Source organism: Agromyces binzhouensis (assembly GCF_004135055.1).
GTDB lineage: Bacteria > Actinomycetota > Actinomycetes > Actinomycetales > Microbacteriaceae > Agromyces > Agromyces binzhouensis.
Genome location: NZ_SDPL01000392.1, coordinates 1 through 2,956, shown reverse-complemented (window position 1 = coordinate 2,956; position 2,956 = coordinate 1). Strand labels below are relative to the sequence as shown.

Here is a 2,956-nt window from a genome sequence, read left to right as displayed (position 1 = left end):
CGGGCGGCCGACCTGCGCATCGCGCGCGCCTAGGAACCTGCGGCCGGCCCGCGGGGCCGCGCCGACCGTGAGCCGGGCGGAGCCGTTCACAGTCCGCGGACAGCGCGCGCCAAGGGATCGCCCCTACGATGACGGGGTGGAATCCGTGCTCCTGTTCGTGATCGGCGTCGCCATCATCGTCGTCGGCCTCGCCGTCTCGATCGGCCTGCACGAGATCGGGCACCTCGTGCCCGCGAAGCTGTTCGGCGTCAAGGTGACCCAGTACATGATCGGCTTCGGGCCGACCATCTGGTCGCGCCGGAAGGGCGAGACGGAGTACGGGGTCAAGGCGATCCCGCTCGGGGGCTACATCGCCATGATCGGCATGTTCCCGCCCGGGAAGGACGGTCACGCGAAGGAGGACAGCACGGGCTTCTTCCGCACGCTCGTCCAGGACGCCCGCGATTCCAGCGCCGAGTCCATCACCCCGGGCGACGAGCACCGGGCGTTCTACCGGCTGCCGGTCTGGAAGCGGATCATCGTCATGTTCGGCGGGCCGTTCATGAACCTCGTCCTCGCGATCGTCCTGTTCGGCGTGCTGCTCATGGGCTTCGGCATCGCGCAGCCGTCCACGACGATCGGATCGGTCTCGGAGTGCGCGTTGCCCGCGACGAGCGAGCGCCAGACGTGCGAACCCGGCGATCCGGCGGCACCTGGCGCCGAGGCGGGCATCCAGCCCGGCGACACGATCCTCGTCGTCGCGGGCCAGCCGATCCGGACGTGGGCGGAGTCGACCGCCATCATCCGCGAGCACCCGGGCGAGGAGATCCCCGTCGTCGTCCTGCGCGACGGCGAGGAGGTCACGCTCGCGGTGACGCCGCTGCTCAGCGAGCGGTACGTGGTCGACGAGCTGGGCCGGATCGTCGACGGCGCCGACGGCGAGCCGATCACCGACGAGGTCGGCTTCGTCGGCATCGGGCCCGCAGCCGAGACCGTGCGCCAGCCGGCGTCGGCCGTGCTGCCGATGGTCGGCGAGAACGTCCAGGCGGTGGCCGGCATCATCGTCAACCTCCCGCAGCGGTTGGTGGATGTCGCCAACGCCGCGTTCGGACCGGAGGAGCGCGACCCGAACGGGCCGATCTCGGTGGTGGGCGTGGGCCGGGTCGCGGGCGAGATCGCGAGCCTCGACGAGGTTCCGATCGCCTCGCGTGCGGCGGGCCTCGTCGGCATCCTGGCCTCGCTCAACGTCGCTCTGTTCGTCTTCAACCTCATCCCGCTGCTGCCGCTCGACGGCGGGCACATCGCCGGCGCCCTGTGGGAGGCGATCCGTCGGGGCTGGGCGAAGCTCAGGAACCGGCCCGACCCGGGGCCGGTCGACCTCGCGAAGCTGATGCCGCTCACCTTCGCGATGGTGATCATCCTCGGTGGCATGAGCGCGCTGCTCATCTACGCCGACATCGTGAAGCCCGTCAGCCTGTTCTGATCTCGATCCGCCCACGGGTCGGGGTGGAGCCGGCCGGGGCCCGATCGCTCACGCCAGCGCGCGCTCGAGGGCGGCCGCCTGGTGGCGATGGCCGATGGTCTCGTAGCCGACGATCACGATCATGGGCGAGAGCGACGTGATCACGATGCCGAGGCCCATGCTCGCGCCGCCGGCGACGGCCATCACCGCGGCGACGAGCGGGATGATGCTGCCGACGTAGAGCACGACGTGGAACGGGTCGAACTCGCGCAGCAGCGCCGAGTAGATCGTGAACAGCGCGGTCGAGAAGGCGGCCACGGGGACGACGACGGTGAGCAGCGCCGTCGTGTCGTCGATGTGCGCGGTGCCCTCGATCACGTACGCCGCGACGTGCAGCCCGGCGCCGTTCGCGGCGAGCGAGCCGAAGATCGCCAGGTGCCCGTAGCCCCAGACGAACCCGCGTTCGCGGTGCCGCGCGAGCACCGCGCCCGAGGGCATGATGAAGTACACCCACCACAGCCCGAACGCGAGCATCGTGCCGCCGACGGTCACGAGCACGGCCTCGACGTCCCAGCCCTGCTCCTCGACGACCGCGCTGATCGCGAGGATGGTGCCGAGCACGATCTCGCCGAGCGTGATGATGACGAGCAGGCCGTACCGTTCGGCGACGTGGTGCGGATGCCACGGCGTGCCGCCGCCGACGCGCTCGGCGATCATCGGACCAGCCATCTCGAACGCCACGAGCGCCAGCCACACGAGCACCACGGTCGAGAGCGGGGGATTCGCGACGAGCAGCAGGATCCAGCCGACCTGCGCGGCCGAGACGAGCACGACGTAGGTCAGCGCGGTGCGGCGCCGCGGCGGGTCGTGGCGGGCGGCGCGGACCCACAGCGCGACGACCGCGACGCGCATGATCACGTACCCGATCACGACGACGCCGTTCTCGAGCTCGCCGCCCTCGTCGATCGAGTGGAACGCCTGGGGGAGTCCGAGCGCGAGCACGATGACGCCGATCATCACGACCATCGTGGCGATGCGGAAGAACACGTCGTCGTTGTCGTAGGCCGACGCGAGCCACGTGAAGTTGATCCATGCCCATGCGATCGCGAACACCGCGAACACGAAGCCCGCGGTCGCCGCACCGAAGTGCCCGAGCTCGAGCAGGTGCGCGGTCTGGCTCCCGGCTGCGCTGAACGCCGCGACGAAGACGAGGTCGAAGAAGAGCTCGAGCGGCGTGGCCGAGCGGTGCGGCTCGTCGGGGTCGCGGCCGGACATCCGGCGGAGGCGGTGGTCGAGGCGCATCGGTCGGGCCGCCGGCTGCCCCGCGGCATCCGTCGTCGTCTCGCTCATCTGCGCCTCCTCACCGGACGGGCCCCTGCCGTGGGGAACATTCCACCACAGCAGGGGCCCGTCAGCGGGGGTCAGCGGGAGAGCAGGAGCGCCTCGCCCTGGCCGCCGCCGCCGCACAGTGCCACGGCCGCCCTGCCGCCGTCGCGCCGGGCGAGTTCGAGCGCG

General features: G+C 71.3%; 2 protein-coding genes. One reads left to right on the top strand and one right to left on the bottom strand.

The features are described from left to right. Positions 1-136: 136 nt before the first annotated feature. Positions 137-1,462: a M50 family metallopeptidase gene (locus ESO86_RS14665; protein ID WP_242492391.1), complete on the top strand. Its 1,326-nt coding sequence runs from the start codon at positions 137-139 to the stop codon at positions 1,460-1,462. 48 nt (positions 1,463-1,510) lie between these two features. On the opposite strand, the gene ESO86_RS14660 is transcribed toward ESO86_RS14665, so the two are convergent. Further along, the gene (locus ESO86_RS14660; protein WP_242492390.1) at positions 1,511-2,791 is read right to left on the bottom strand and encodes a low temperature requirement protein A; all 1,281 of its coding nucleotides are present in this window, start codon (positions 2,789-2,791) and stop codon (positions 1,511-1,513) included. Positions 2,792-2,956 lie beyond the last annotated feature (165 nt).

Coding starts and splice junctions, on each gene's coding strand:
- ESO86_RS14660 (WP_242492390.1), bottom strand. CDS start 2,791: ATGAGCGAGACGACGACGGATGCCGCGGGGCAGCCGGCGGCCCGACCG.